Below are 24044 nucleotides of genomic sequence, written 5' to 3'. Positions count from 1 at the left end.
GATTGGCAAGAAAATGGACAAGAAATGTTTCCACTTAAGTTAATTCGTATCAATACAACATAATAAAATTTTGAGAAATAAGAGGGGTGCAAGTACATGATAAGTCAACTTTCTTGGAAAGTTGGGGGACAGCAAGGAGAAGGGATTGAAAGTACTGGTGAGGTATTCTCTATTGCATTAAACCGACTAGGCTATTATTTATATGGATATCGCCATTTTTCATCACGTATTAAAGGTGGTCATACGAATAATAAAATCCGTGTTAGCACAACACAAGTTCGTGCAATTTCAGATGATCTTGATATTTTAGTAGCTTTTGACCAAGAAACAATCGATGTAAATTTCAATGAATTACGCAATGGAGGGATCGTCCTTGCTGATTCAAAATTTAACCCATCAATCCCTGATGAGATAAATGTTTCATTGTATTCAGTACCATTTACAGAAATTGCTGCTGAATTAGGAACTTCTTTAATGAAAAACATGGTTGCAATCGGTGCAACAAGTGCAATACTTGATATTGATCCGAAAGGATATCATGAAGTCGTTAATGATACATATGGACGCAAAGGTGAGAAAATTGTAGAAAAAAACATGGAAGCGATTGCAGCAGGAGCATATTACTTAAAGAATGAGCTTGGATTTGATCGTCAAGATATGTTTCTTGAAAAAGCAGATAATCAAAAGCGCATGTTTATGATTGGGAATGATGCAATTGCATTAGGTGCATTAGCAGGCGGTTCCCGTTTTATGGCAGCTTATCCAATTACACCAGCATCCGAAATTATGGAGTATTTAATTGACAAACTTCCTAAATTTGGTGGTGCAGTTATCCAGACTGAAGATGAAATTGCAGCTTGTACAATGGCTATCGGTGCAAACTATGCAGGTGCAAGAACGTTTACTGCATCAGCCGGTCCTGGTTTATCGCTAATGATGGAGGCAATAGGTCTTTCAGGGATGACAGAACAGCCACTAGTTATTGTTGATACACAACGTGGAGGTCCAAGTACAGGATTGCCAACAAAACAGGAGCAATCAGATTTAATGCAGATGGTTTATGGTACACATGGTGAAATTCCAAAAGTGGTTATCGCCCCAAGTACAGTACAAGAAGCTTTCTATGATATGATTGAGGCTTTTAATATTGCGGAAGAATATCAATGTCCAGTAATTCTTTTATCAGATTTACAGCTTTCCTTAGGGAAACAAACGGTTGAACCGTTAGATTATAGCAAAATCGAAATTCGTCGTGGCAAACTTCAAACGGACGATTTACCTGACCTTGAGAATAAAGGAAATTTCAAACGATATGAACTAACTGAAGATGGGGTATCACCACGTGTGATTCCTGGGATGAAAAATGGTATTCACCATGTAACAGGTGTAGAGCATGATGAATCAGGTAAGCCATCAGAGTCAGCAGTAAATCGTGTTGAACAAATGGATAAACGAATGAGAAAGTTGAACAACATTCAGTTTAAAAATCCAGTTCATAAAAATATTAAACACGAAAATCCAGATATTTTACTTGTTGGTTATATCTCAACAAGAGGTACGATCGAAGAAGCAATAGGTCGTTTAGAACATGACGGATTTAAGGTAAACCATGCTCAAATCCGCCTTATTCATCCATTTCCAACTGAGGAAATGCAACCATTAGTAGAAGCAGCTAAAACGGTAATTGTTGTTGAAAATAACGCAACTGGTCAACTGGCAAGTCTTTTGAAGATGAATGTAGGGCATGCAAACAAGATTAAATCCTTGTTAAAATATGATGGTAATCCTTTCCTACCTTTTGAAATTCATACGAAATGCAAGGAGTTGATCTAATATGGCTACAACATTTAAAGATTTCCGTAATAATATAAAACCAAATTGGTGTCCTGGTTGCGGCGATTTTTCTGTACAGGCTGCGATTCAGCGTGCTGCAGCAAATGTCGGTTTAACACCGGATCAATTAGCCGTTATATCAGGTATCGGTTGTTCTGGCCGTATCTCAGGATACATTCATTCTTATGGATTCCATGGAATTCACGGTAGGTCATTACCTATTGCACAAGGTGTAAAAATGGCAAATCGAGATTTAACAGTTATTGCTTCAGGCGGTGATGGTGATGGCTTTGCAATTGGTATGGGACATACAATTCATGCCATTCGCCGAAATATTGACATTACATATATCGTAATGGATAACCAAATTTACGGATTAACGAAAGGTCAAACATCACCTCGAAGTGATGTGGGCTTTGTCACAAAGAGTACTCCAAATGGATCAATCGAATCTGCTTTATCTGTTATGGAGATGGCATTAACAGCAGGAGCCACTTTTGTTGCACAAAGTTTTTCAACAGATTTGAAAGATTTAACAGCACTTATTGAAGCTGGTATTAATCATAAAGGTTTCTCCTTGATTAATGTATTCAGTCCTTGTGTCACATACAATAAGGTTAATACTTATGACTGGTTTAAAGAAAATTTAACAAAACTTGCGAATGTTGACGGGTATGATGCGAGTAATAAGGAAATTGCTATGCAAACTCTTATGAAACATAACGGCTTAGTAACAGGATTAATTTATCAAAATACTGAACAAAAATCATATCAAGAACAAATTAATGGCTATAGCGAAAAACCGTTATCAGAAGCTGAGTTAACAATTAATGAAGAAGAATTTAACAAACTTGTAGCAGAGTTTATGTGATAAGAGCAATAAAAACTTAAATTATTATTGTTGTAAAAGGACTGATGGAATAACATCAGTCCTTTTTAATGGTGTGCCCAGCATGGGTGCAATTTTTTGGGTGAAAGTCCCGAACTGTGAAGGCAGAAGTAACAGTAGCTCAACGCGGGGGTGTCCGCGGTTTTGCGGAATCTTAAGGAAGCGGCCGGCAAACTCAGATCTGAGGGACACGCACTTCATATAAGGTTAGATACATTGGATGAGTTTGCATACAAAACTAAGTCCCTTTTGCCGAAGGTGGTAGAGAGTAAATGAAATAGATAGATAGATGGAAAGGTTGTACTCTTATAGGAGGTCTGATTGTAAAGCCTTGTACACTTGCTAACCTATTTAGTGATAGATAGCTGAACAGCAGAAGTCAGCAGAGGTCATAGTACTTTACCTAACTCGAGAAGGTAAGGGATGACTGAACATTAGGAAGAACGAGAACAAGGCATACAATTCTTGTGCAGAAGCAGACAATGCCAAAGGACTTACTTGAAGGAGGAAGTGGTGAATTCCATCGGGGGCCTTCAAAAGGGTGGAGGCAGAGATTTAGCGGATACACCAAGTAAATATAAAAAATTTTATGAATGGGTAAGAAAAAGTCTGTAGTCCAATTCTACACAAAACCCCCAATAATTCCTATTGGAATAATCGAGGACTTAAAAGTTTATATCATAGATTTAAATTTTACGTCGGACTTAATTGAACCGCCGTAAACCGAACGTTACGTATGGTGGTGTGAGAGGTTTGGGGGTTAACCACCCCCTCCAACTCGATTTTCACTGGGAGAAGATGTTGATGATGTTTCTTCTTCATCAGGTCTTTTGCTTACAATAATGTAAGAGATAACAAAACAGCAAAAACCAATGATCCAACCGAAAACAGTACTAAAATAAAAAGTATCAATCAAGATCATCCCGATAATTGGGGCAAGGATTCCAATAATACATAGCATTGGTACCAACTTATGTTTTAACCATTGAAGCACGAACAACAACTCCTTAGTAGGAAGAAAATGAAGTTTATGGAGATGTTAAAAAATCGAAAATCTACTTTGCCAATATTTCATATGTAACTAAATAAACGATCCCTTTTTTTGCCCTCAGGAATAAGTGATAGTTATTAGGATAAAAGGGATACCTGCTTTTCGTTAAAATCAGACAAAGGACATGAGGACGTCCTAATCAGACGATTTCGAGAAGACTGATGGTGCACGTTTTTGGCCTTCAATTTATTAATCCATATACTTTATTATACTTGAAAAAATAGAATCTAGTAGTGATTTTTAATAAATTGATCCTACAAAATCGAGATATGATATCATTATAGTACTATAGTTAGAAGGGTAGTGGGAAAATGGAAAAAAGACTTGCAAAACTTACAAGTTGGCTAGATGATCAATCAATTGAAATGTGTTTTATTCAATCAAAAGAAAATGTTTTTTATTTAACGAATTTTTATACAGACCCGCACGAGAGATTAATGGGCTTATTTTTATTTAAAAATAATGAGCCATTTTTTATTTGTCCACAAATGGAAGCAGGTCAGGCGAAAGAGGCTGGTTGGCAGCAAGAAATCATTGGGTACGGTGATCATGAAAATCCCTGGGATTTAATACATAAAGCACTTGGTAAACGACAAATTCAATCTGTGCATAAGATGGCGATTGAAAAAGAGGTTACATCTTATAATAGAATTGAAAATATGAAAAAAATTGTGAATGTTTCTGAATTTGTTTCGGTTGAAGATATCTTAAATGAGCATCGAGTTATTAAAGATGATAAGGAAATTAACATCTTAAAACAAGCTGCAAAATTAGCAGACTATGGCGTGCAAATTGGTATCAACGCTCTTAAAGACGGGATTACTGAAATGGAGGTATTGGCAACAATTGAGTACGAATTAAAGAAACAAGGGATTCGTGAAATGTCATTTTCAACAATGGTATTATTTGGTGAAAATTCAGGGAAGCCTCATGGAAATCCTGGCTTAAAGACATTAAGTGAAGGTGATTTTGTCTTATTTGATCTAGGTGTTGTCCTTGATGGTTATTGTTCTGATATTACACGTACATTTGTTTATAAATCGTATAATGAAAAGCAAAAGCAAATATATGATACAGTTTTAAATGCCCAATTAGCAGCAATAGAAGCAAGTAAAGCAGGAACGAGAATTGGTGATCTTGATCATACTGCAAGAACAATTATTTCAAAAGCGGGTTTCGGAGACTATTTTCCACATCGACTTGGACATGGACTTGGAATCAACGTCCATGAATATCCATCAATGAGCCATACAAATGACGAGTTGTTAAAAGTAGGTATGGTTTACACAATCGAACCGGGAATTTATGTGCCTTCCATTGGAGGAGTTAGAATTGAGGATGATGTTCTAATTACTCAAAATGGCACTGAAACATTAACAAACTTCTCAAAGGAATTTACAGTTATTAAATAATGTATGGGCTTTTGGAAGCATTGCTATAGAAACATGACAAACAAAACATAATGAGAAAGAACCTATTCTTGACCCCATTAGTTGAAGTTTGGCTTGTGATTATACTCATTTCTTCATACTATTAGGTTGATGGGTTTTACGTTTTGATGAAGGGGAAAAGTATAGTGAAAAAATGGATATTAGTCATTGCTGTCCTTTTCATTACAGTTGGCTGTGAGTTAGACCAAGGAAAGTCTAACTTCATTCCCGCGGAAGTAACAAAAGTTGTAGATGGCGATACTGTAAAAGTTATGGTAAATGGACAAGAGGAAACCGTTAGAATGCTGTTAATTGATACCCCAGAAACGGTACATCCTACAAAACCAGTGCAACCATATGGCTCAGAAGCAAGTCATTTTGTGAAAGAAATGTTAAATGGACAAACCATTCAATTAGAGATGGATATTGGTGAACGGGATAAATACGGCAGGTTGTTAGCTTATGTATATGTGAACGATCAAATGGTAAATAAGCTCCTTCTAAAAAAAGGGTTAGCGCGAGTAGCCTATGTTTTTGAACCGAATACAAAATATGTAGATGATTTTTATGAGATTCAAAAACAAGCTAGGCAGCAGGCAATTGGAATCTGGAGTATGGAGAATTATGCTACAGATCAAGGATTTAATGATGAGAGTGATAAGCTTCAGCAATCATCAAATACTAAAAATGGTAACGGGTGCTCGATTAAAGGAAATATTAATTCAAATGGAGAAAAGATTTACCATACGGAAGAATCATCTTCATATCACGTAACAAAGCCTGAGGAAATCTTTTGTACAGAAGAAGAAGCGGTAGCAGCCGGATACCGTGCCGTAAAAAGGTAATTTCTATAAAGAATAGTGTATTCGCTAAAATTTTTTACATAAAAAGGAGGAAGATCATGAAGAAAATTGCCGTTTTAACTAGTGGTGGAGATTCACCTGGGATGAATGCTGCAATTCGTGCAGTTGTCAGAAAAGGTATTTATTCAGGATTAGAGGTATACGGTGTTTATCAAGGGTATGCGGGATTAATGAATGGCAAAATAAAAAGGCTTGATCTAGGTTCAGTAGGTGATATTATCCATCGTGGCGGCACCATTCTTTATTCAGCAAGATCTGAAGAATTTAAAAAAGATGAATCACAATATTTGGCAATTGAGCAACTTAGAAAACATGAAATTGAAGGTCTTGTTGTAATTGGTGGAGATGGTTCTTATCGAGGTGCTGCTAAATTAACTGAAAAGGGTTTTCCATGTATAGGTTTACCGGGTACAATTGATAATGATATTGCTGGAACTGATTATACAATTGGTTTTGATACAGCATTAAATACAGTTATTAGCAGCATCGATAAAATTCGGGATACAGCAACATCACATGATCGAACATTTATCATTGAAGTAATGGGAAGACATGCTGGTGATATTGCTTTATTTTCTGGACTAGCTTCTGGTGCAGAATCAATTCTAATTCCAGAACGAAATCATGAAATCAATGAAATTGTCCAAAAGCTGCAAAAAGGTATTGAACGTGGGAAAAAACATTCAATTATCGTACTTGCTGAAGGTGTATGTTCTGCACATGACCTTGCGAAAAGTTTAGAAAAAGACTATCAAATTGAAACACGAATTTCTGTATTAGGTCATATTCAGCGCGGGGGCTCACCAAGTGGTTTTGATCGTGTATTAGCCTCACGTTTAGGTGCTCGAGCAGTTGAAGTATTACTTGAAGGTAGAGGCGGACGTGCGATTGGAATGCAAAAGCAGAAGATCGTTGATAATGATATTATGGAAATCTTATCTCAAAAAGATCCACTTCCTGAAGGTGTTTATACATTATCACAACAATTATCTATTTAAATAAAATGATAGAGGCTGACAACAAACATGAAATATCACGTTTGTTGTCAGCCTGTTTTTTGACGTTTTAGGTAATGTTAAGGTTATAGACTACATATTTATTCTAGTTATTTAGCGCATGGTTGCTATGAATTGAAGGGGGAATGCCCTCATTCAAAAGCTATTTTTATTAAATAAGGCTGATTAAGGCCTCTGCTCTATTATTGGTATATGCATGCTATGTATAACCTTCTTCATAGTAATCATTCATTACAATCAAATGCATTTTTAACGCCTAAAGATATAAGCCCTACCTCTCTTACATCGTTACGGCTCCGAGGCCGCGCCACATAAATTCAGCGTCACTTGGGCATTTCCTTATTGTTTTCAACCTTACGTGCGCTACTTATGTATTCCCCTCATATCACTTTATAAAACATTAAATTTATGAAAATGTAGTTCATTACGCTACTCTAACGCCTTTTCTTCCTATATATAAGTGAAAAGGAGGTGTTAAAGATGGCAGATACATTATTAGTAGATACACAGCTCCGTATCGTATTCGACATGGGGTTGGACGCAAATGGTAAACAGTTGTATAAAACGAAAAATTACAACAACATTAAGACGACAGTTTCAGCTGAAGAGCTTCTGCAAGCAGCACAAGCAATTGTTAGTCTTCAAACAGAACCATTAGCATTTGTAGAGCGGAATGACACATATCATGTCACAGCATGATTTGTTCAACATCTTCATATTGAAAATGGAATAAGAAGAAGGAAAAGTAAAATGGCAAAAGTACTTGAACTTCAATTTTTGAACACTGAGGGGAAAACTGTAAAAGTAAATTTAGATTCTCCAAAAGAGCCGATTGATCATGTAGCGATTCATTCAGCCATGGATAAAATTTTAGCTGCCAATATTTTTATAACCTCTGGCGGAGAATTCGTTTCTGAAAAAGGCGCAAGGGTAATTGACCGCAATGTATCAGAAATAAATCTATAAACACACACAAAAAAAACGAGCAATTGATAATAGAAAAATAAAATTTGAAATAATTGAACGATAATAGCTGGCTATAAAATGATAAAAGCCAGCTATTTTTTACTTAAAATTGGAAAAATTTAATTGGATGAAAAGAGGGAAATGGTAGTGGAAAGAGTATGAATTGAAATCATTTAAGATGCATGTATCTGTTTACTCCAGCTTGCAGATAATACGCGATCTAATTGAAAACTGCGGATTTGGTTACGTAATAAACAAAATGCAACAATTTTTTCTGAGGTAATTTTCTTTACAATCACTTTTCTTTGTGAGAATGTGCCGTCTTTTGAAAGATAAATCATTTCAATCGGAACTTGGTTCTCTTGACTAAACTTTATGAATTTAAGCAACTATAACACCTCCTGCATGATATATATTCATTATATACGAACGTACATTCCTTTATCCATAAAATCGAACATATTTTCGTTTTTGTGGTTTCTATACCCTTTGCAAGCATTTAAGTCAAAGGACAAGCAAGGTAATGAAGCTTTTTATAATAAAGTTTTGCCATATTTTTATTTTACAGACGTATGATGGTAGAAAGGATTATTTGCTAAGTTTCAGAGGTGTGTTTTTTCACAGCTTTTAGTTTAATCTTTGAAGGGGGAGAATGAAGGATGACTGAGCAAGAAAAAGTTAAGCTTATTCAAGGGATAACAGAGGATATAATCAGAATTTCTGTTACAGATCATAAAGGGAAAAAAATAAGTGAACATGAAAAAGCAGTTGAATTGCTTGCAAGAGCATTACACGATTTTTCAGTCTATTATTTAACACCACATTCTCATCATGAAGAATCGCTAAAAGGAACAGTTGCAAAAGTGAAAATTGCATACAATACACTTGAGAGAATGAAAAAAACAAATGTTTCGATAACAAGAATCAACCAGTAAAGAGAAGAGTTTGGTCCCACCAAGGATAAAGGTGTGAATATTTACCCTTACTTAGGATGAAATAACTAAATTGGAACATATGTTCGAATTTTAGCTAGATATATGGTACAATAAGTATGCAGTCAAGGATTAAACAAGCCCCTTTTGAAAGGGGGTGATGCTTGTTGACCATATATGAGAGCCTCATTGCTATGTTTAGTTTTGCTTCATTAATGTTGACTATTTTAGCTTTTTCACAAAAAAAATAGACCTGAGCGAGGTCTACAAACTTTTTATGCTTATTCACTTTTGACTGCAGACTGTGGATGTGGCAACATCCACGGTCATTAATACATATATTATATCATAAAGAGAATTATGATTCAGGATCTAAAAAAGAAAAAGACGGATAAAACCGTCTTAATAAGAAAAAAGTTATTTATTTTTATTCTTTTTTTGCTTTTTCATTAACTCTTGTGAGAATTCAGTATCTGCTGCTTGGTTTTGCTGATTTTGTAATTGTTGTTCTTTACTATCATTGTTTTTTGCCATCATGTTCACCTCCATTTATTTATCCGTTCAGTATTATGAATAAATAGCAGACAAAATATACATAATTTTTAAGTACTTTAAACGAAAATGTCGGATAAACCGAATATTTTGTAGTCAAATTTTTAACTTTCTTTATTTATTTTCTTTAATAATGGGGAAAAGTCATAGTCAATATCGAAAAACAATGGTGTATTTTCATCTGTATATAAGATGATGATCCCTTTATTTTTTGTGGCTGGATTGTAGATAAGCAAGGCTTCACTTACAATATCGTTAAACCATTTGCTTTTTACTTTTATAGCTTTTGTTAAGGGAATCTTAATTAAGTAGCCCTTTTTTGGTACTGGATTTGCTTGTACTGTCACACGCTGAATAGATTTGATCGCTTTTTCGACCTCTTTATCTATATCCTCTGATGCTTCTGCCTCTTTAACGACAGAATTTGTTTCTATATCCAAAACTTTTATTGTATTATTTGCTGCTAAAATAGTTTGATTATTCATACATAAACTCATACACAGAAGAAATAGAAAACAATTTAAATATTTTTTCATTATATTCACCTCTATTTTAGCTTTCCCTATCAATGCCTTTTTACGAGTGAGTTTACCTTTCTGTTCAAATTTCTACATAAAACGACAAATTCATTGACGATTCTTCGATACTCTTGTACGATATGTAGGATTGAATAAAAAGGAGATGTGGATTCGGTGAAGGGGTCCTTTACATTACTAAAAACACTAAATAATAACGTTTTAATTGCGCAACATCAATCATTTGGAGAGGTTGTTTTAATTGGAAAAGGGATCGGCTTTGGAAAAAAAGCTGGTGATATTATTCAAGAGAATGGCTTTGAAAAAATGTTTGTCTTAACTAATCAAAAGGAGCAAGAACAATATAAAAAGCTATTAACCGATATTGATGAACATATGCTAAATGTCATTCAGGATAGCATTCAGTATATATCAGAACGAGTTGAGAAGCCGTTAAACGAACATATTCACATCGCATTAACGGATCACATTACATTTGCATTAAAGCGTTTGCAACAAGGGATGGACTTAAAAAATCCATTTTTAATTGAAACAAAATCACTTTATCCTTTAGAATTTGAGTTGGCGACTGATGTGGTGGATAAACTCAATAAAAGTCTTAATGTCCATTTGCCCGAAGGTGAGGTTGGCTTTATTGCATTGCACATTCATAGTTCTATTTCTAATAAGCCACTTTCAGAGGTTAACCAATATTCACAACTAATCAGTAAGTTAACTGAACTAATTGAAGAATCTTTAAACATAAAGATCGATAGGGAAAGTGTAAATTATTTACGGTTAATTAGACATCTACGCTATACGATTGAAAGGGTTAACACAGGAGAATCAGTAGCTGAACCAGAAAAATTATCTTTTTTGTTGAAAAATGAATACCCTATATGCTACAATACAGCTTGGAAAATGATAAAAGTAATGCAGCAGACACTAAAAAAATCTGTGTATGAAGCAGAGGCTGTTTATTTAACAATGCACTTATACCGTTTAACAAATAAATAAAAAATAAATAAATAAATAAATGTAACCGATATTATTTCACGTGTTACTGATTCGATCAGGCATGAGTGAACAAATTGTGTTTTTATTTACTAATTTAGGGAAAGATACCTTTTAGTAGATAAACCTTTGTTCATTCATGTCTTTTTTATTTGTTGGTTATCATTTGGTTGTGTGCTGTAAACGGTTAAATCCAATGTGATTTTAATGATTACATTTTTCATTTTTTAAAACACAATGAAGTTTGGAGGTTATCAAATGTTTAAAAATGCATTCGGCGTCCTTCAGAAAATTGGACGTGCACTTATGCTACCGGTCGCTTTACTACCGGCAGCAGGGCTTTTATTAGCATTAGGAAATGCTTTGCAGAACGAAACCCTTACGAATCTCGCTCCGTTTTTAACAAGTGATTGGGTTGTATTAATCGCAAGTGTAATGGAGAATGCCGGGAATATCGTATTTGCAAACCTGCCTGTTTTATTCGCAGTTGGGGTGGCCATTGGATTATCAAATGGTGATGGTGTTGCAGGAATTGCAGCATTAATCGGATATTTGATTATGAATATTACGATGAGTAGTATTTTAAAAGGCTTAGGAGTTATGCCGACAGATGCAGCTGCACTGACTGATTTCCTACAAGCTAATAGTGCCGCATATGGGAATGTTCTTGGAATTCCGACATTGCAAACTGGCGTATTCGGTGGAATAATCGTTGGTGTTCTAGCTTCTTATATGTATAATAAGTTCTTTACAATTGAATTGCCTCAGTACTTAGGATTCTTTGCAGGAAAACGATTTGTTCCAATCGCAACTGCAGCTTCCGCTGTTGTGCTTGGGATTATCATGTACTTTGTTTGGCCGCCAGTTCAAACTGGTCTTAATGCATTTTCAACAAACTTGTTAGATGCAAATAGAACTATCGCAGCATTTATTTTTGGTGTCATTGAACGCTCACTTATTCCGTTTGGGTTGCATCATATTTTCTATTCACCATTCTGGTTTGAATTTGGATCGTATGTAAACGAAGCAGGTGATACAATCCGCGGTGACCAAGCGATTTTCTTTAATCAGATAAAAGATGGTGTTCAAGATTTAACTGCTGGTACATTCATGACAGGTAAATTCCCGTTTATGATGTTTGGTTTACCAGCTGCAGCTTTAGCAATTTATCATGAAGCAAAACCAGAAAATAAAAAAGTAGTTGCAGGTTTAATGGGTTCTGCAGCATTGACATCTTTCTTAACAGGGATTACAGAACCGCTTGAATTCTCCTTCTTATTTGTTGCACCAGTCCTATTCGGAATTCATGCGATTTTTGCAGGTTTATCATTTATGACAATGCACTTACTTGATGTAAAAATTGGTATGACTTTCTCTGGTGGATTAATTGACTTCTTATTATTTGGAGTTTTAAACTCTCAAACAAATTGGTGGTTAGTTATCCCAGTTGGGCTAGTATTCGCTGTTATCTACTATTTCGGTTTCCGTTTTGCAATCCGTAAATGGAATCTTGCAACACCAGGTCGTGAAACAGCAGAAGTTGAAACAAGTGATGAAGGAACAGCTACAACAGCTGGAGAATTACCTGTTCAAATCTTAGAATCACTTGGTGGTCAAGAAAATATTAAGCATCTTGATGCATGTATTACTCGTTTACGTGTAACAGTAAATGATGCAAAAGAAGTTGATAAAAATCGCTTGAAAAAACTTGGAGCTTCTGGAGTTTTAGAAGTAGGGAACAACATACAAGCCATTTTTGGTCCTAAATCAGATAACTTGAAAACTCAAATTCAAGATGTGATGGCAGGGAAAAAACCAAGAACAACAAAGACACATTCACAAACTCAAGAAGTACAAGAACAAGTGGAAGATGTTGTAGCAGATGGTTTGAAAAATCCTGTTGCTGACGAAACATTTGTATCACCATTAACAGGTGAATTGAAAGAAATAACTGAAGTTCCTGACCAAGTATTTTCAGGAAAAATGATGGGTGACGGATTTGCTATCTTACCTACAAACGGTACTGTTGTTTCACCAGTTAACGGTAAAATCTTAAACGTATTCCCAACAAAACATGCTATTGGACTTCAATCTGATGGCGGAAAAGAAATATTAATTCATTTTGGTATTGATACAGTAAACCTAAAAGGTGAAGGCTTTAAGGCATTTGTACAAGAAGGTGACATTGTAGAGCAAGGCCAAAAACTACTTGAAGTTGATATTGAATATGTGAAACAACATGCACCTTCAGTTATGACACCTATTGTTTTCACGAATTTAAAAGAAGGTCAAAAGATCAAGATTCGATCAAAAGGCAATGTAACAGCAAAAGCTGAAAACATTATTTCGATTGAAGATTAATGATTTTTAAAATTGTTGTACTTGTTTTTTGATTTGTGAGACTGTTACAATAGGGTATTGTAAAATTATGATTTATTTTAAAGGAGATTGATGAAAAATGGCAGAAAAAACATTTACAGTAACAGCAGAAACAGGAATTCACGCACGTCCAGCAACAGTATTAGTTCAAACAGCTAGCAAATTTGACGCAGATGTAAACTTAGAATATAACGGCAAAACTGTTAACCTAAAATCAATCATGGGTGTTATGTCTTTAGGAATTCCACAAGGTTCTCAAATTAAAGTTAGTGCTTCTGGATCTGATGCAGATGATGCAGTAGCAGCTATTGCCGAAACATTGAAAAATGAGGGGTTAGGCGAATAATGAGTAATATCCTAAAAGGGATAGGAGCTTCAGCGGGTATAGCAATTGCAAAAGCGTACCGTTTAGAGGAACCTGAACTTAAGATCGAAAAAAAAGAAATAACAGACAAAGAAGCTGAAAAACAACGCTTCCAACAAGCGATCGAACAATCTAAATCTGAGCTTGAAACAATTAAAGAGCATGCAAATCGTGAATTAGGTGCAGATAAAGCAGAAATTTTCGCGGCACATTTACTCGTATTAAGTGATCCGGAGCTACTTAATCCAGTCATTGATAAAGTAAGCAGTGAAGGTGTTAATGCTGAGTTTGCTATGAAGGAAACAGCAGACATGTTTGTTTCCATGTTTGAAGCAATGGACAACGAATACATGAAAGAACGTGCAGCTGATATCCGTGATGTAACGAAACGTGTTATCGCACACTTACTAGGCGTTCAAATTCCAAATCCAAGCTTAATTTCAGAAGAAGTTATCATTATCGCAGAAGATTTAACACCTTCTGATACGGCACAACTAAATCGTCAATATGTTAAAGGTTTTACAACAGATATTGGCGGTCGTACATCTCATTCCGCAATCATGGCCCGCTCAATGGAAATACCTGCTGTTGTTGGAACGAAAACAGCAACAGCTGGTATTGAAAATGGCGTAATGGTCATTGTAGATGGACTTGATGGCGATGTGATCATTGATCCATCATCAGACGTTATTGCACAGTACGAAGAGAAAAAAGCGAAATTTGAAGCACAAAAAGCAGAGTGGGCAAAGCTTGTTAACGAGCCAACTGTTTCGAAAGATGGCGTGCATGTTGAGCTTGCTGCTAACATCGGTACACCTGCTGATGTAAAAGGTGTATTAGAAAATGGAGGAGAAGCTGTCGGTCTTTACCGTACAGAATTCCTTTACATGGGAAGAGATCAACTTCCTACAGAAGATGAACAATTCGATGCTTATAAAACTGTTCTTGAAAGAATGGAAGGTAAACCAGTTGTCGTTCGTACATTAGACATTGGTGGAGATAAGGAACTTCCTTATTTGAATCTACCAAAAGAAATGAACCCATTCCTTGGATTCAGAGCCATTCGCCTATGTCTAGAAGAACAAGATATTTTCCGTACTCAATTACGTGCGCTATTACGTGCAAGCAGCTATGGTAACTTAAAAATTATGTTCCCAATGATTGCAACTGTTTCTGAATTTAGAGAAGCGAAAGCGATTCTTTTAGAAGAAAAAGAAAAGCTTGTTGCAAACGGAGTCCAAGTGTCAGATTCAATCGAAATTGGCATTATGGTTGAAATTCCCTCAACAGCTGTCATGGCAGATCTTTTTGCAAAAGAAGTAGACTTCTTTAGTATCGGAACAAATGACTTGATCCAATACACAATGGCTGCAGACCGTATGAATGAGCGAGTATCTTACTTGTATCAACCATATAGCCCAGCAATTTTACGTCTTGTTTCAATGGTCATTGAAGCAGCGCATAAAGAAGGAAAATGGGCAGGTATGTGCGGAGAAATGGCAGGAGATCCAATCGCAATCCCATTACTACTTGGATTAGGACTTGATGAATTCTCAATGAGTGCAACATCAATCCTACCTGCACGTACACAAATTAAAGCTCTTTCTAAAGAACAAGCACAAAGCGTAAAAGAAACAGTTTTAAACATGAGCACAACCGAAGAAGTTGTAGCATTTGTTAAAGAAACTTTTCAAGTTTAATTGATTCAATGGAACGGCAGGTATAATACCTGCCGTTTTTTTGTACGGAGAAATTGCGGTTTTATGCACGAAAAAAGGATGTAAATTCACGGTGAATGAAGGAAAATGCACGAACCTTACATTTATGTTCGAATTATTTTTCCTGATTATTTACCATGTCTACAAGTTTAACAAAATCCGATACATATGATGCAAATCAATTATTACCATTTTTTTCAACATTTAGTGAGCGGAGTAAATTTGTTGAAATTGATCTTGAATGTAAATGAAGGAAATTCCTGCATTGTTTATTGGTAATCGTTAATCCAAAAAGAAGATAGAAATCGAGGAGGGCTGGAAGAAAGCATTTTTCGATGTATATTGACAATTACCACAGAGCCAGCTACCTATTATTTTCGCCATAGGTAGTATTTTGCATCTTGGGCATTTAACACATTTTAGTAGATCATTAGGTTGTATTTTATATTTTTTTAAAAAAAGATTGGTTTATATCCAGTATCTAATTTACTAGGTAGTGCAGCAGAATGAATAACCATTTCGTAAACTTCTTGTTTATCAGGGGCTGTTGTAATAATAGTAGAAGGGTGGCTAATAATAATGAATGTAACAATTGATATTTCTTTTAGATCATTTTTCTTCATCAAGTAATTAAGTTAAGTGCGCTGTTTTTGATTTGTAAAATTGGATCTGGAAAACCAAATTCTTTAGAAAACCGTTGAGTGAAAAGTAAGTTGTCAATTTGAAAATAAGTATTATTAATTCCTAGATGCCTTTTATCTTGAAAGATTGAATATGACTTTTGGTTGATAAATTCTAAATGATATTCATTGATTCCTCTCCTCGCAGGCCAGCAGTTCTTTTAGATAACTCTTCTTTTATCATTATTTTAGAATGATGGTTAATTGAAAGTCTTTTATTTAAGCATTCTAGAGTTAATATAGTTATGGGGATTTTTCTTTCATTCTAATTACCGAACATGTTCCTCCTACTAGTCCATACTTTTCACTCGCCAAAAGAACAAATTACTAGCAATAATCCTCTCATTACTAGCCGATTTTTATACTATTAACGTAAACATTCATTTTTCTGCTTAAAAGGATTCTTCCACTCCATCAATATGCCATAATGACATGACTCCTCATCTTCAAGGTAATTCTCAACAGGACAAACAGGGGTCCTTCCACAATGTAATAAAAATGACATAACTGGATCTTTTAATTTGCCGCTTAAAACATTTTGAACATAATCATCAACAGATAGACTGTTACTCACTTTATGATAGCCTGGAATTCTACCGCCACCTATTAAACGATCTAAATTTAAAGATACAACGATCTCATACATAGATTGCATTAACCATTTTCCGACGCCTAGCTTTCTATATGCAGGTGCAACACAAATATCAACGACATAGAGGGAGTTGCCAGTTGGTAGATGACTTCGAATATACCCATCATCTGTTGCTTCTTCCCATGAATGTTTTGAATCATTTGGATGATAATCTATGATTAAGCTTGTCATGGAGCCAACAATCTTACCCTCTATTTCTGCACAAATAGCTCCTTCAGGAAATAAACTCACATGATTTTGCAGTTGCTCTGTATTCCACCAGAGCTTAGATGGAAACGGTGGTGGAAAGCTCTCTTTCTGAATCGCTATTAATTGGTCAAAATCTCTTTCTGTATACTGCCGGAAAATTGTTTTTATAGGAATACCATTATTAAATAAATAGAGTTCCTTTCGATACATATAAAACACCTCTTAAAAGATATAATTGATTTTCAAATTATTACTAATTTTCAATCACAAATTAACAAGATAATGAATCGCCGTGATAAAATAAGCTTATCTTTTAGAAAAGGGGTGGAGAAAAGTGAATTCAAGTTTTAAAGGGAAAAATGCATTAGTTATCGCATCTAGCCAAGGGTTAGGAAAAGCAATAGCTAAAAACCTTGCCCAACAGGGTGTAAATGTGATGATCTCTAGCCGTGAAGCTGGGAAATTGCAAGATGTAAAAACTGAACTTGAACAAACTAGCGTTGGAAAAATCGCCTATAAAGCCTGTAATATTAAAGATAAAAATGAAATTAAATCACTTGTCAAAGCGACAATTAGTGAATTTGGGTCAATTGATTTACTTGTTAATAATGCTGGTGGGCCTCCTGCAGGAACATTTGAAGAAATGACAGATGATGATTGGCAGCATGCTTTTGAGTTGAATTTGTTAAGTTATATTAGAGTCATCAGAGAAGTATTACCACATATGAAAAAAAACGGAGGGAAGATTGTAAATATTGCTTCTTCTTCTGTAAAGGAGCCAATTCCAGGGCTTATCTTATCAAATACGTTTCGAGTTGGCATAGTCGGTTTAACGAAAACACTTGCGAGCGAATTTGCAGCATATAATATTCTTATTAATACGGTCGCACCTGGTCGAATCGCTACCGATCGATTGCAATATTTAGATTCTTTTATTGCAGAAAAACAAGGTATCTCAAAAGAAGAAATTCAAGAATTAAGGAAAAAGGACATTCCATTAGGACGATATGGAAAACCGGAAGAGTTTGCAAACTATGTGAGCTTTCTATTATCAGATGCTAACAGCTATATGACTGGTCAAACCTTTTTAATCGATGGAGGCTTGGTGAAATCGATATAACAGTTGTTTATTGAATACTTTTACTTGAACGATAAAATAAAAAGGGTGGAGACGTAAAATGAGAAAGACAGTTGGATTTATTGGTCTTGGGGTTATGGGAAATAGTATGGCAAGGCACATTCTTCAAGCTGGATATCCTTTAAATGTCTATACAAGAACAAAGGAAAAAGCAGATGAGCTGATTCAATTGGGAGCAAACTGGAAGGATTCAGTCAGTAAACTTGCGATAGAAAGTAACATCATTATTACAATGATTGGCTATCCAAAAGATGTTGAAGAAGTATATTTTGGTGATGAAGGAATCTTACAGACAGCAAAGCAAGGTACATATGTCATCGACATGACAACATCACAACCATCATTAGCAAAGAAAATTTATGAAAAAGCAAATGAAAAACAAATTTTCGCTTTAGATGCACCAGTTTCAGGCGGAGATATTGGGGCTCGTGAAGCACGGCTTGCAATAATGGTTGGTGGAGATAAAGAGGCATTTGAAGCATGCTTACCACTTTTTGGAGTTATAGGTCAAAACATCGTGTATCAAGGGGAAGCCGGGGCAGGCCAGCATACAAAAATGTGTAATCAAATTGTCATTGCTTCTGGTATGATTGGTGTTTGTGAAGCAGTGGCATATGCTCAGAAGTCCGGTTTAGATCCAACGACAGTATTAAAAAGTATTTCAACAGGTGCGGCTGGCAGTTGGTCATTAAGCAACTTAGCTCCCCGTATGCTTGCTGATGATTTTGAACCAGGTTTTTTTGTAAAACATTTTATTAAAGATATGGGAATCGCTTTAGAGGAAGCAAGCCATATGAATTTGCAGACACCAGGATTGGAGCTTGCACATAAGTTGTATGAACAGCTAGCTGAAACAGGTGAAGAAAACAGCGGCACACAAGCTTTAGTTAAGTTATGGAAAACAAACTAATGCAACCGTCCAAATTAGTATGTGTACCATATTACATTCAAAATAGAAACGAAGGCCATTAATTTTTGCCTTCGTTTTTCTCTGCTTCATGATCATTCCTTTATTCTTTTTCTGAAATTACGTTAAGCACTACTCAAGGAATATCTGCCATCATAATTTCACATTATTTTCATAAACCAATACTATTTCTTTATACATGTTAGTGGTAAAATAAAGGGTGGACTAAAAGATCATAACTACAAAATTTATCATAAATAATCCAACTAAATAGGGGAGGAATTGACGGTGACAGAACAAGGCGCAAATGCTTCAGAACAGCGCAAACTAAGGAAATCAAGGTATGTACGAATAAATGTATTCTTCTTTGTTGTTTTTCTACTATTCGTTGCCTTAATTGTTCGATTGGGTGTCGTACAAATTGTACAAGGAGAAGAGTTTTCAAAAGAAGTTTCGCGAACAGAATCAGACTATGCAACTCTCCCGGCTCCACGAGGAAAAATGTATGATCGATACAACCGTGTTGTTGTTGACAATGAAAGTGTACCAGCGATTACATACACTGTTGATAAAACAACAAAAACGGCTGACAAAATCGATACTGCAAAAAAATTATCGGAATTTATTAGTTATAAGACAGAATTTTTAAAAGAAGAATTAAAAGACCGGGATTTAAAGGACTATTGGTTAGCTTCAAATCCGGATGAAGCTAAGGTCCTGCTTAAAGAAAAGGAATTAACTTTAAAGCCATCTGAAACGTATAAACTACAAGTAGAGCGTGTACCAGAGGATGAAATAGCTGCCATGAAGAAAGATCCGCAAGAATTAGAGCTTGCATATATTTTTAAACGATTTTCTTCAGGGTATCAATATGAGCCACAGGTCGTGAAATCAACAGACCTATCGGAAAATGAAGTTTCGGCCGTTGCTGAGCATTTAGAGATGCTTCCAGGTGTAGATGTCATTACCGATTGGGGACGCAAGTATCCATATGATACGACTTTAAAAACGATTTTTGGTGGAATTACAACACCTGAGCAAGGGATTCCACAAGATCGAGAAGATTATTTTTCTGCAAGAGGCTATGCTCGAAACGAGCGTGTTGGGAAAAGTTACTTAGAACAACAATATGAGGATTATTTAAACCCTCGCAAAGCCAAAGTTGAATATATTTCAGATAAAAGTGGTAACATTGTGTCAGAGAAGGTTATTGATGAAGGGCAAAGAGGTTATGACCTAAAGCTATCATTTGATATGGAACTACAAATGAAAGTGGAAGAAATTGTCGAAGATGAATTGCGTAAAGCTAGCGGCAGCCACTTTTTAATGGATCGCGCATTTGTTGTTATGATGGATCCTTATCAAGGTGATGTTTTAGCGATGGTTGGTAAAATGCTTGATCCTGAAAATCGAAGAGGAGAAATGCTTGACTTTGATTATGGAGCATTTGCTACACAGTATGAAGCAGGTTCGGTTGTTAAGGGTGCGACTGTTCTTGCTGGGTATCAGGATGGAATGCCAATTGGGCAATCTTACTATGATACAACACTTTATTTTAAAGGTACACCTTCAAAGAGTTCCTATAAAAATTTAGGTACAATGAATGATTTAAGTGCCTTAAAACTTTCATCAAACGTATATATGTTCCATGTTGCAATGAGAATCGCAGATGTTACGTATGTGAAAAATGGACCTCTTGATATATCTAATGCAGATTATCAAAAGCTCAGAAATTATTTTGCTCAATTTGGTTTAGGAGTGCCAACTGGAATTGATTTACCATCAGAGTCAGCAGGTATGATTGGTGAACAAGACACTGCAGGTAAGATTTTAGATATTGCAATTGGACAATTTGACACATACACTCCACTACAACTTGCACAATATACATCAGTTATTGCAAATGGCGGTTCACGCGTACAACCACGTATCGTAACAAGCATCCATCAGCCAGTAGAGGAAGCTGAACTGGGTCCTATTGTTGTAGACAAGGAACCAAATGTATTAAATAAAATTAATAATACACAAGAGGAAATTGAACGAGTTCAACAAGGGTTTAGGCAGGTTGTTACTTCTGGTACAGCATCAAGATATATTAATTATGATGTTGCTGGTAAAACGGGTACGTCACAAACCCATTATTATGGTCCTAAAAGAGAATACTGGGGAAGAGATACGAATAACTTAAATTTCGTGGGCTATTACCCATCTGAAAATCCTGAGGTTGCTTTTAGTGTTGTTGTCCCTTGGGCTAGTAATGATGGTGATGCGGTTAATAAACATATTGCTAATCGAATTGTAAAGGCATATATAGACCTGCAAAAGAAATATGTTACTACGACTGAAATAGATATGAAAGAAGAGGAGTAATTTCCTCTTCTTTTTTGTTTCATTCTCTTCCATCTAACTATGGCGGCCTCTTTCTTAAATTATCCCACACATAATTCCCTTTTCTTTTCACAAAATAATCATGTAAGTAATTTAGAGGAGTGAAAGAAATGGCGAAACGCACAAAGAAAAATGATCCACAGCAAAAGAATAAAAAAGGCTTTGATTCAAGTGTAATTGACTCAGAGTTTAGTCATGAGTTTGGAAGTGCAAATGCTAATAAAGTTCATAAAGATAAAGCAAAGAAAGAAAAAGCACCTAAAAATAATGGTAAGTTCAAAGGCTGAAAAAGAGGCAATATGCCTCTTTTTACTTTGTTGAATGTAACCTGCAAGAATTGGTTGCAGATTGCAAGCAACCCCTTAGTCCCCATGTAGAAGATTATCCCATAAATTTCTGCAGCTAAATTTTACGCACTTTATTCCTCTTATATTGACAAAATTCGATAACGACGTACACTTAATATGAAAGCCAAAATCGTATATTTTTTCGTTATCTAAGTGATCTAAAAAGGATTTTTAGGAAATAAATTGAATATTATATAGAATAATAAAGAGTAATACTTTATCACCTTTCATGTGTTCTTTATATCATACTTTTTTACTATTTTTAGATGGCGAGTGAAAAGGTAAGGAAAGGAAGAAAAGCTATGGATAAGAATACTTCAATTGTTAATTCTGTCCTGCAGGATGTAGATGTATATGCTGTTATATCTGCAAATGGGCGTATCCAATATGTGTCATCAAATATAGAAGAGCTATTAGGATACCCGAATAATGAATTAATTGGTAAAAATATAAGGGACTTTATACATAATGAAGATATATTTTTAATGGAAAGTTATTTCTTTAATGAGCACCATCTCCATCCATGTACTTTTCGGTTTCTAAACGAAAAAGGAAGGTATATATGGTTTGAAACAACAATTGATTATGTCCATAGTTCAATAAGTATCGATCGACAAGAAATTATCCTTAAAATGACAGCACAACATACTGACTCGGTCATCATTGATCGACCAAATGATAGTGATAAAGCATCAAAGGATTTTACAATAGGTATGATTGATGGTGATATTTTCTTAAATGATTTACCAAGCCCTATATTTATCTCTACTTTCGGAAAGATACGCTATGTGAATAATGCTTTTCAGCAGTTGCTTGGAGCATCCTCGAGAGATCAATTAATTGGTAAATCTTCCTTGGATTTTACCGATGAAGCTTTCCATGACATTGTGAAAAATAGAATCCAAAGGTTGCATAAAGGTGAAAAGGTAGGTCTTATTGAACAAATATGGAGAAGACTTGATGGAACGGAGATAAATGTTGAATTAACATCTAATCTTACGAATTTTAAAGGTCAAAAGTCAGAGTTAATTGTGTTAACAGATATATCTTCAAGGAGAAATTTTCAAAAAATTCTTCAAAGAAGCAGGGAAAGATATCAGCGATTAATTGATAATTCAATTGATACAATAGCTGTTATCCATGAGGACAAATGGGTATTTATGAATGAATCTGGGGTAAGGCTCTTCGAAGCTGGAGCATATCCAGAAATGCTTGGGAAAAACATTTTTGACCATTTACACCCTGATGATCACGAACATATGAAAAAAATATTAAAAAGCATATTAACTGGTAATGCTGAGGTACAAGTAACGAATCAATCATGGGAAATTTCCAAGAATAAGACAATCTATACAGAAATGGTCTGCATTCCATCTACTTATTTTGGCGAGAAAGCAGTACAAATCATTTTACGTGATATTTCAGACCGTAAAAAAACGGAAGAATTAATGCTCCGTTCTGAAAAACTATCAATTGCTGGACAACTTGCTGCAGGGATTGCCCATGAAATTCGAAATCCTTTAACGGCAATAAAAGGCTTCTTACAAATTATGCATAAGGATTTTAAGGATCATCAACAATATTTTCATATTATCTTTTCAGAATTAAATCGAATTGAAATGATTCTAAGTGAGCTTCTTATGTTAGCAAAACCTCAAGAAACTATTTTTAAGAAGGCAAATTTAGTAACATTGTTACAGGATGTTGCATTGTTATTAGAAACACAGGCTAATTTGAATAGTGTTTCAATTGAGCAAATACATAAAAATAATCATATTATGATTAATTGTGATTCCAACCAGCTTAAGCAAGTATTTATTAACTTATTGAAAAATGCGATTGATGCAATGCCTAAGGGGGGGAAAGTACAGGTATATACGAAAAGGGAAGACAATGCCGTAACCATAAAGGTTAAGGATGAAGGAGAAGGTATACCTACAGAATTATTAAAACGGATTGGCGAGCCTTTCTTAACGACGAAAGAAAAAGGGAATGGATTAGGGTTAATGATTACCTATAAAATCATTGAAGATCACAATGGAAACATTTCAGTAGATAGTAAGATTGGAGAAGGTAGTACATTTACAGTTGTCCTTCCTTGTGAATAATCATGAAAAGGTTTATCACAAGATTAAACAAGCAGTAGAATTTAATAAAGATTTAAAAGTAGATTAAATTTCAAGTACCACTAAGACAAGTCTGGCTAACATCAGTGGGCAAA

22 protein-coding genes are annotated in these 24044 nt (G+C 35.2%); 17 read left to right on the top strand and 5 right to left on the bottom strand.

The annotated features are described in order from the left end of the window. Nucleotides 1-96 precede the first annotated feature (96 nt). On the top strand, nt 97-1833 hold the full coding sequence (locus GMB29_RS17015) for a 2-oxoacid:acceptor oxidoreductase subunit alpha (protein WP_136351168.1): 1737 nt from the start codon (nt 97-99) through the stop codon (nt 1831-1833). A 1-nt stretch (nt 1834) separates the two neighbouring features. Then, nucleotides 1835-2704, top strand: coding sequence for a 2-oxoacid:ferredoxin oxidoreductase subunit beta (locus tag GMB29_RS17010; protein WP_136351167.1), 870 nt, complete (start codon nt 1835-1837; stop codon nt 2702-2704). A gap of 778 nt (nt 2705-3482) precedes the next feature. Here GMB29_RS17010 and GMB29_RS17005 read toward each other — a convergent pair. Beyond that, a complete protein-coding gene (locus GMB29_RS17005) occupies nt 3483-3716 on the bottom strand; it encodes a hypothetical protein (protein WP_136351166.1) in 234 nt (77 codons plus the stop codon). Between the two features lie 368 nt (nt 3717-4084). Between GMB29_RS17005 and GMB29_RS17000 the strand changes: the two genes are divergently transcribed. The 5 genes from GMB29_RS17000 (at nt 4085) to GMB29_RS16980 (ending at nt 8048) form a co-directional block, all read left to right on the top strand. Further along, nucleotides 4085-5185: a M24 family metallopeptidase gene (locus GMB29_RS17000; RefSeq protein ID WP_136351165.1), complete on the top strand. Its 1101-nt coding sequence runs from the start codon at nt 4085-4087 to the stop codon at nt 5183-5185. Nucleotides 5186-5349: 164 nt separating this feature from the next. Beyond that, nucleotides 5350-6048: a thermonuclease family protein gene (locus tag GMB29_RS16995; protein WP_227551380.1), complete on the top strand. Its 699-nt coding sequence runs from the start codon at nt 5350-5352 to the stop codon at nt 6046-6048. Nucleotides 6049-6104: 56 nt separating this feature from the next. Then, entirely contained in the window at nt 6105-7064 is a 960-nt protein-coding gene (gene pfkA / locus GMB29_RS16990; RefSeq protein ID WP_136351164.1) for a 6-phosphofructokinase, read from the top strand. A gap of 498 nt (nt 7065-7562) precedes the next feature. After that, nucleotides 7563-7781, top strand: a complete 219-nt coding sequence (locus GMB29_RS16985) for a DUF1659 domain-containing protein (RefSeq protein WP_136351163.1) — start codon at nt 7563-7565, stop codon at nt 7779-7781. A 51-nt stretch (nt 7782-7832) separates the two neighbouring features. Continuing rightward, nucleotides 7833-8048, top strand: a complete 216-nt coding sequence (locus tag GMB29_RS16980; RefSeq protein WP_136351162.1) for a DUF2922 domain-containing protein — start codon at nt 7833-7835, stop codon at nt 8046-8048. Between the two features lie 173 nt (nt 8049-8221). Here the strand turns inward: GMB29_RS16980 and GMB29_RS16975 are convergent, their stop codons facing one another. After that, nucleotides 8222-8437 carry a hypothetical protein gene (locus GMB29_RS16975; protein ID WP_136351161.1) on the bottom strand — a complete coding sequence of 72 codons (216 nt, stop codon included), beginning with the start codon at nt 8435-8437 and terminating at the stop codon, nt 8222-8224. A gap of 270 nt (nt 8438-8707) precedes the next feature. On the opposite strand from GMB29_RS16975, the gene GMB29_RS16970 reads away from it, so the two are divergent. Beyond that, nucleotides 8708-8983: a hypothetical protein gene (locus GMB29_RS16970; RefSeq protein ID WP_136351160.1), complete on the top strand. Its 276-nt coding sequence runs from the start codon at nt 8708-8710 to the stop codon at nt 8981-8983. Nucleotides 8984-9636: 653 nt separating this feature from the next. On the opposite strand, the gene GMB29_RS16965 is transcribed toward GMB29_RS16970, so the two are convergent. After that, nucleotides 9637-10017 carry a hypothetical protein gene (locus GMB29_RS16965; RefSeq protein WP_136351159.1) on the bottom strand — a complete coding sequence of 127 codons (381 nt, stop codon included), beginning with the start codon at nt 10015-10017 and terminating at the stop codon, nt 9637-9639. Nucleotides 10018-10224: 207 nt separating this feature from the next. On the opposite strand from GMB29_RS16965, the gene glcT reads away from it, so the two are divergent. The 4 genes from glcT (at nt 10225) to ptsP (ending at nt 15504) form a co-directional block, all read left to right on the top strand. Beyond that, nucleotides 10225-11064 (top strand): glucose PTS transporter transcription antiterminator GlcT, encoded by an 840-nt coding sequence (gene glcT, locus GMB29_RS16960; RefSeq protein WP_136351158.1) that lies wholly within the window; start codon nt 10225-10227, stop codon nt 11062-11064. A gap of 255 nt (nt 11065-11319) precedes the next feature. Continuing rightward, entirely contained in the window at nt 11320-13422 is a 2103-nt protein-coding gene (ptsG, locus tag GMB29_RS16955; RefSeq protein WP_136351157.1) for a glucose-specific PTS transporter subunit IIBC, read from the top strand. A gap of 97 nt (nt 13423-13519) precedes the next feature. Continuing rightward, nucleotides 13520-13786, top strand: a complete 267-nt coding sequence (locus tag GMB29_RS16950; RefSeq protein WP_136351156.1) for a phosphocarrier protein HPr — start codon at nt 13520-13522, stop codon at nt 13784-13786. After that, nucleotides 13786-15504: a phosphoenolpyruvate--protein phosphotransferase gene (gene ptsP / locus GMB29_RS16945; RefSeq protein WP_136351155.1), complete on the top strand. Its 1719-nt coding sequence runs from the start codon at nt 13786-13788 to the stop codon at nt 15502-15504. The genes GMB29_RS16950 and ptsP overlap by 1 nt, the downstream gene beginning before the upstream one ends. Before the next feature lie 470 nt (nt 15505-15974). On the opposite strand, the gene GMB29_RS16940 is transcribed toward ptsP, so the two are convergent. Together GMB29_RS16940 and GMB29_RS16935 are read right to left on the bottom strand one after the other, a co-directional pair. Then, nucleotides 15975-16145 carry a hypothetical protein gene (locus tag GMB29_RS16940; protein WP_155443913.1) on the bottom strand — a complete coding sequence of 57 codons (171 nt, stop codon included), beginning with the start codon at nt 16143-16145 and terminating at the stop codon, nt 15975-15977. A 424-nt stretch (nt 16146-16569) separates the two neighbouring features. Next, complete coding sequence (locus tag GMB29_RS16935; RefSeq protein WP_136351154.1) at nt 16570-17253, bottom strand: GNAT family N-acetyltransferase; 684 nt, start codon at nt 17251-17253, stop codon at nt 16570-16572. Between the two features lie 124 nt (nt 17254-17377). On the opposite strand from GMB29_RS16935, the gene GMB29_RS16930 reads away from it, so the two are divergent. From GMB29_RS16930 to GMB29_RS16915, 5 genes are all read left to right on the top strand, one after another. Beyond that, nucleotides 17378-18163, top strand: coding sequence for an SDR family oxidoreductase (locus GMB29_RS16930; RefSeq protein ID WP_136351153.1), 786 nt, complete (start codon nt 17378-17380; stop codon nt 18161-18163). A gap of 58 nt (nt 18164-18221) precedes the next feature. Continuing rightward, a complete protein-coding gene (locus GMB29_RS16925; RefSeq protein ID WP_136351152.1) occupies nt 18222-19091 on the top strand; it encodes an NAD(P)-dependent oxidoreductase in 870 nt (289 codons plus the stop codon). Between the two features lie 285 nt (nt 19092-19376). Further along, the gene (locus tag GMB29_RS16920; protein WP_136351151.1) at nt 19377-21458 is read left to right on the top strand and encodes a peptidoglycan D,D-transpeptidase FtsI family protein; all 2082 of its coding nucleotides are present in this window, start codon (nt 19377-19379) and stop codon (nt 21456-21458) included. 128 nt (nt 21459-21586) lie between these two features. After that, nucleotides 21587-21763, top strand: coding sequence for a hypothetical protein (locus tag GMB29_RS27090; protein ID WP_168733741.1), 177 nt, complete (start codon nt 21587-21589; stop codon nt 21761-21763). Between the two features lie 362 nt (nt 21764-22125). After that, nucleotides 22126-23931, top strand: a complete 1806-nt coding sequence (locus tag GMB29_RS16915; RefSeq protein ID WP_136351150.1) for a PAS domain S-box protein — start codon at nt 22126-22128, stop codon at nt 23929-23931. Nucleotides 23932-24044 lie beyond the last annotated feature (113 nt).

Source organism: Metabacillus sediminilitoris, assembly GCF_009720625.1.
Classification (GTDB): domain Bacteria; phylum Bacillota; class Bacilli; order Bacillales; family Bacillaceae; genus Metabacillus; species Metabacillus sediminilitoris.
This window is presented reverse-complemented; position numbering and strand designations above follow the sequence as displayed.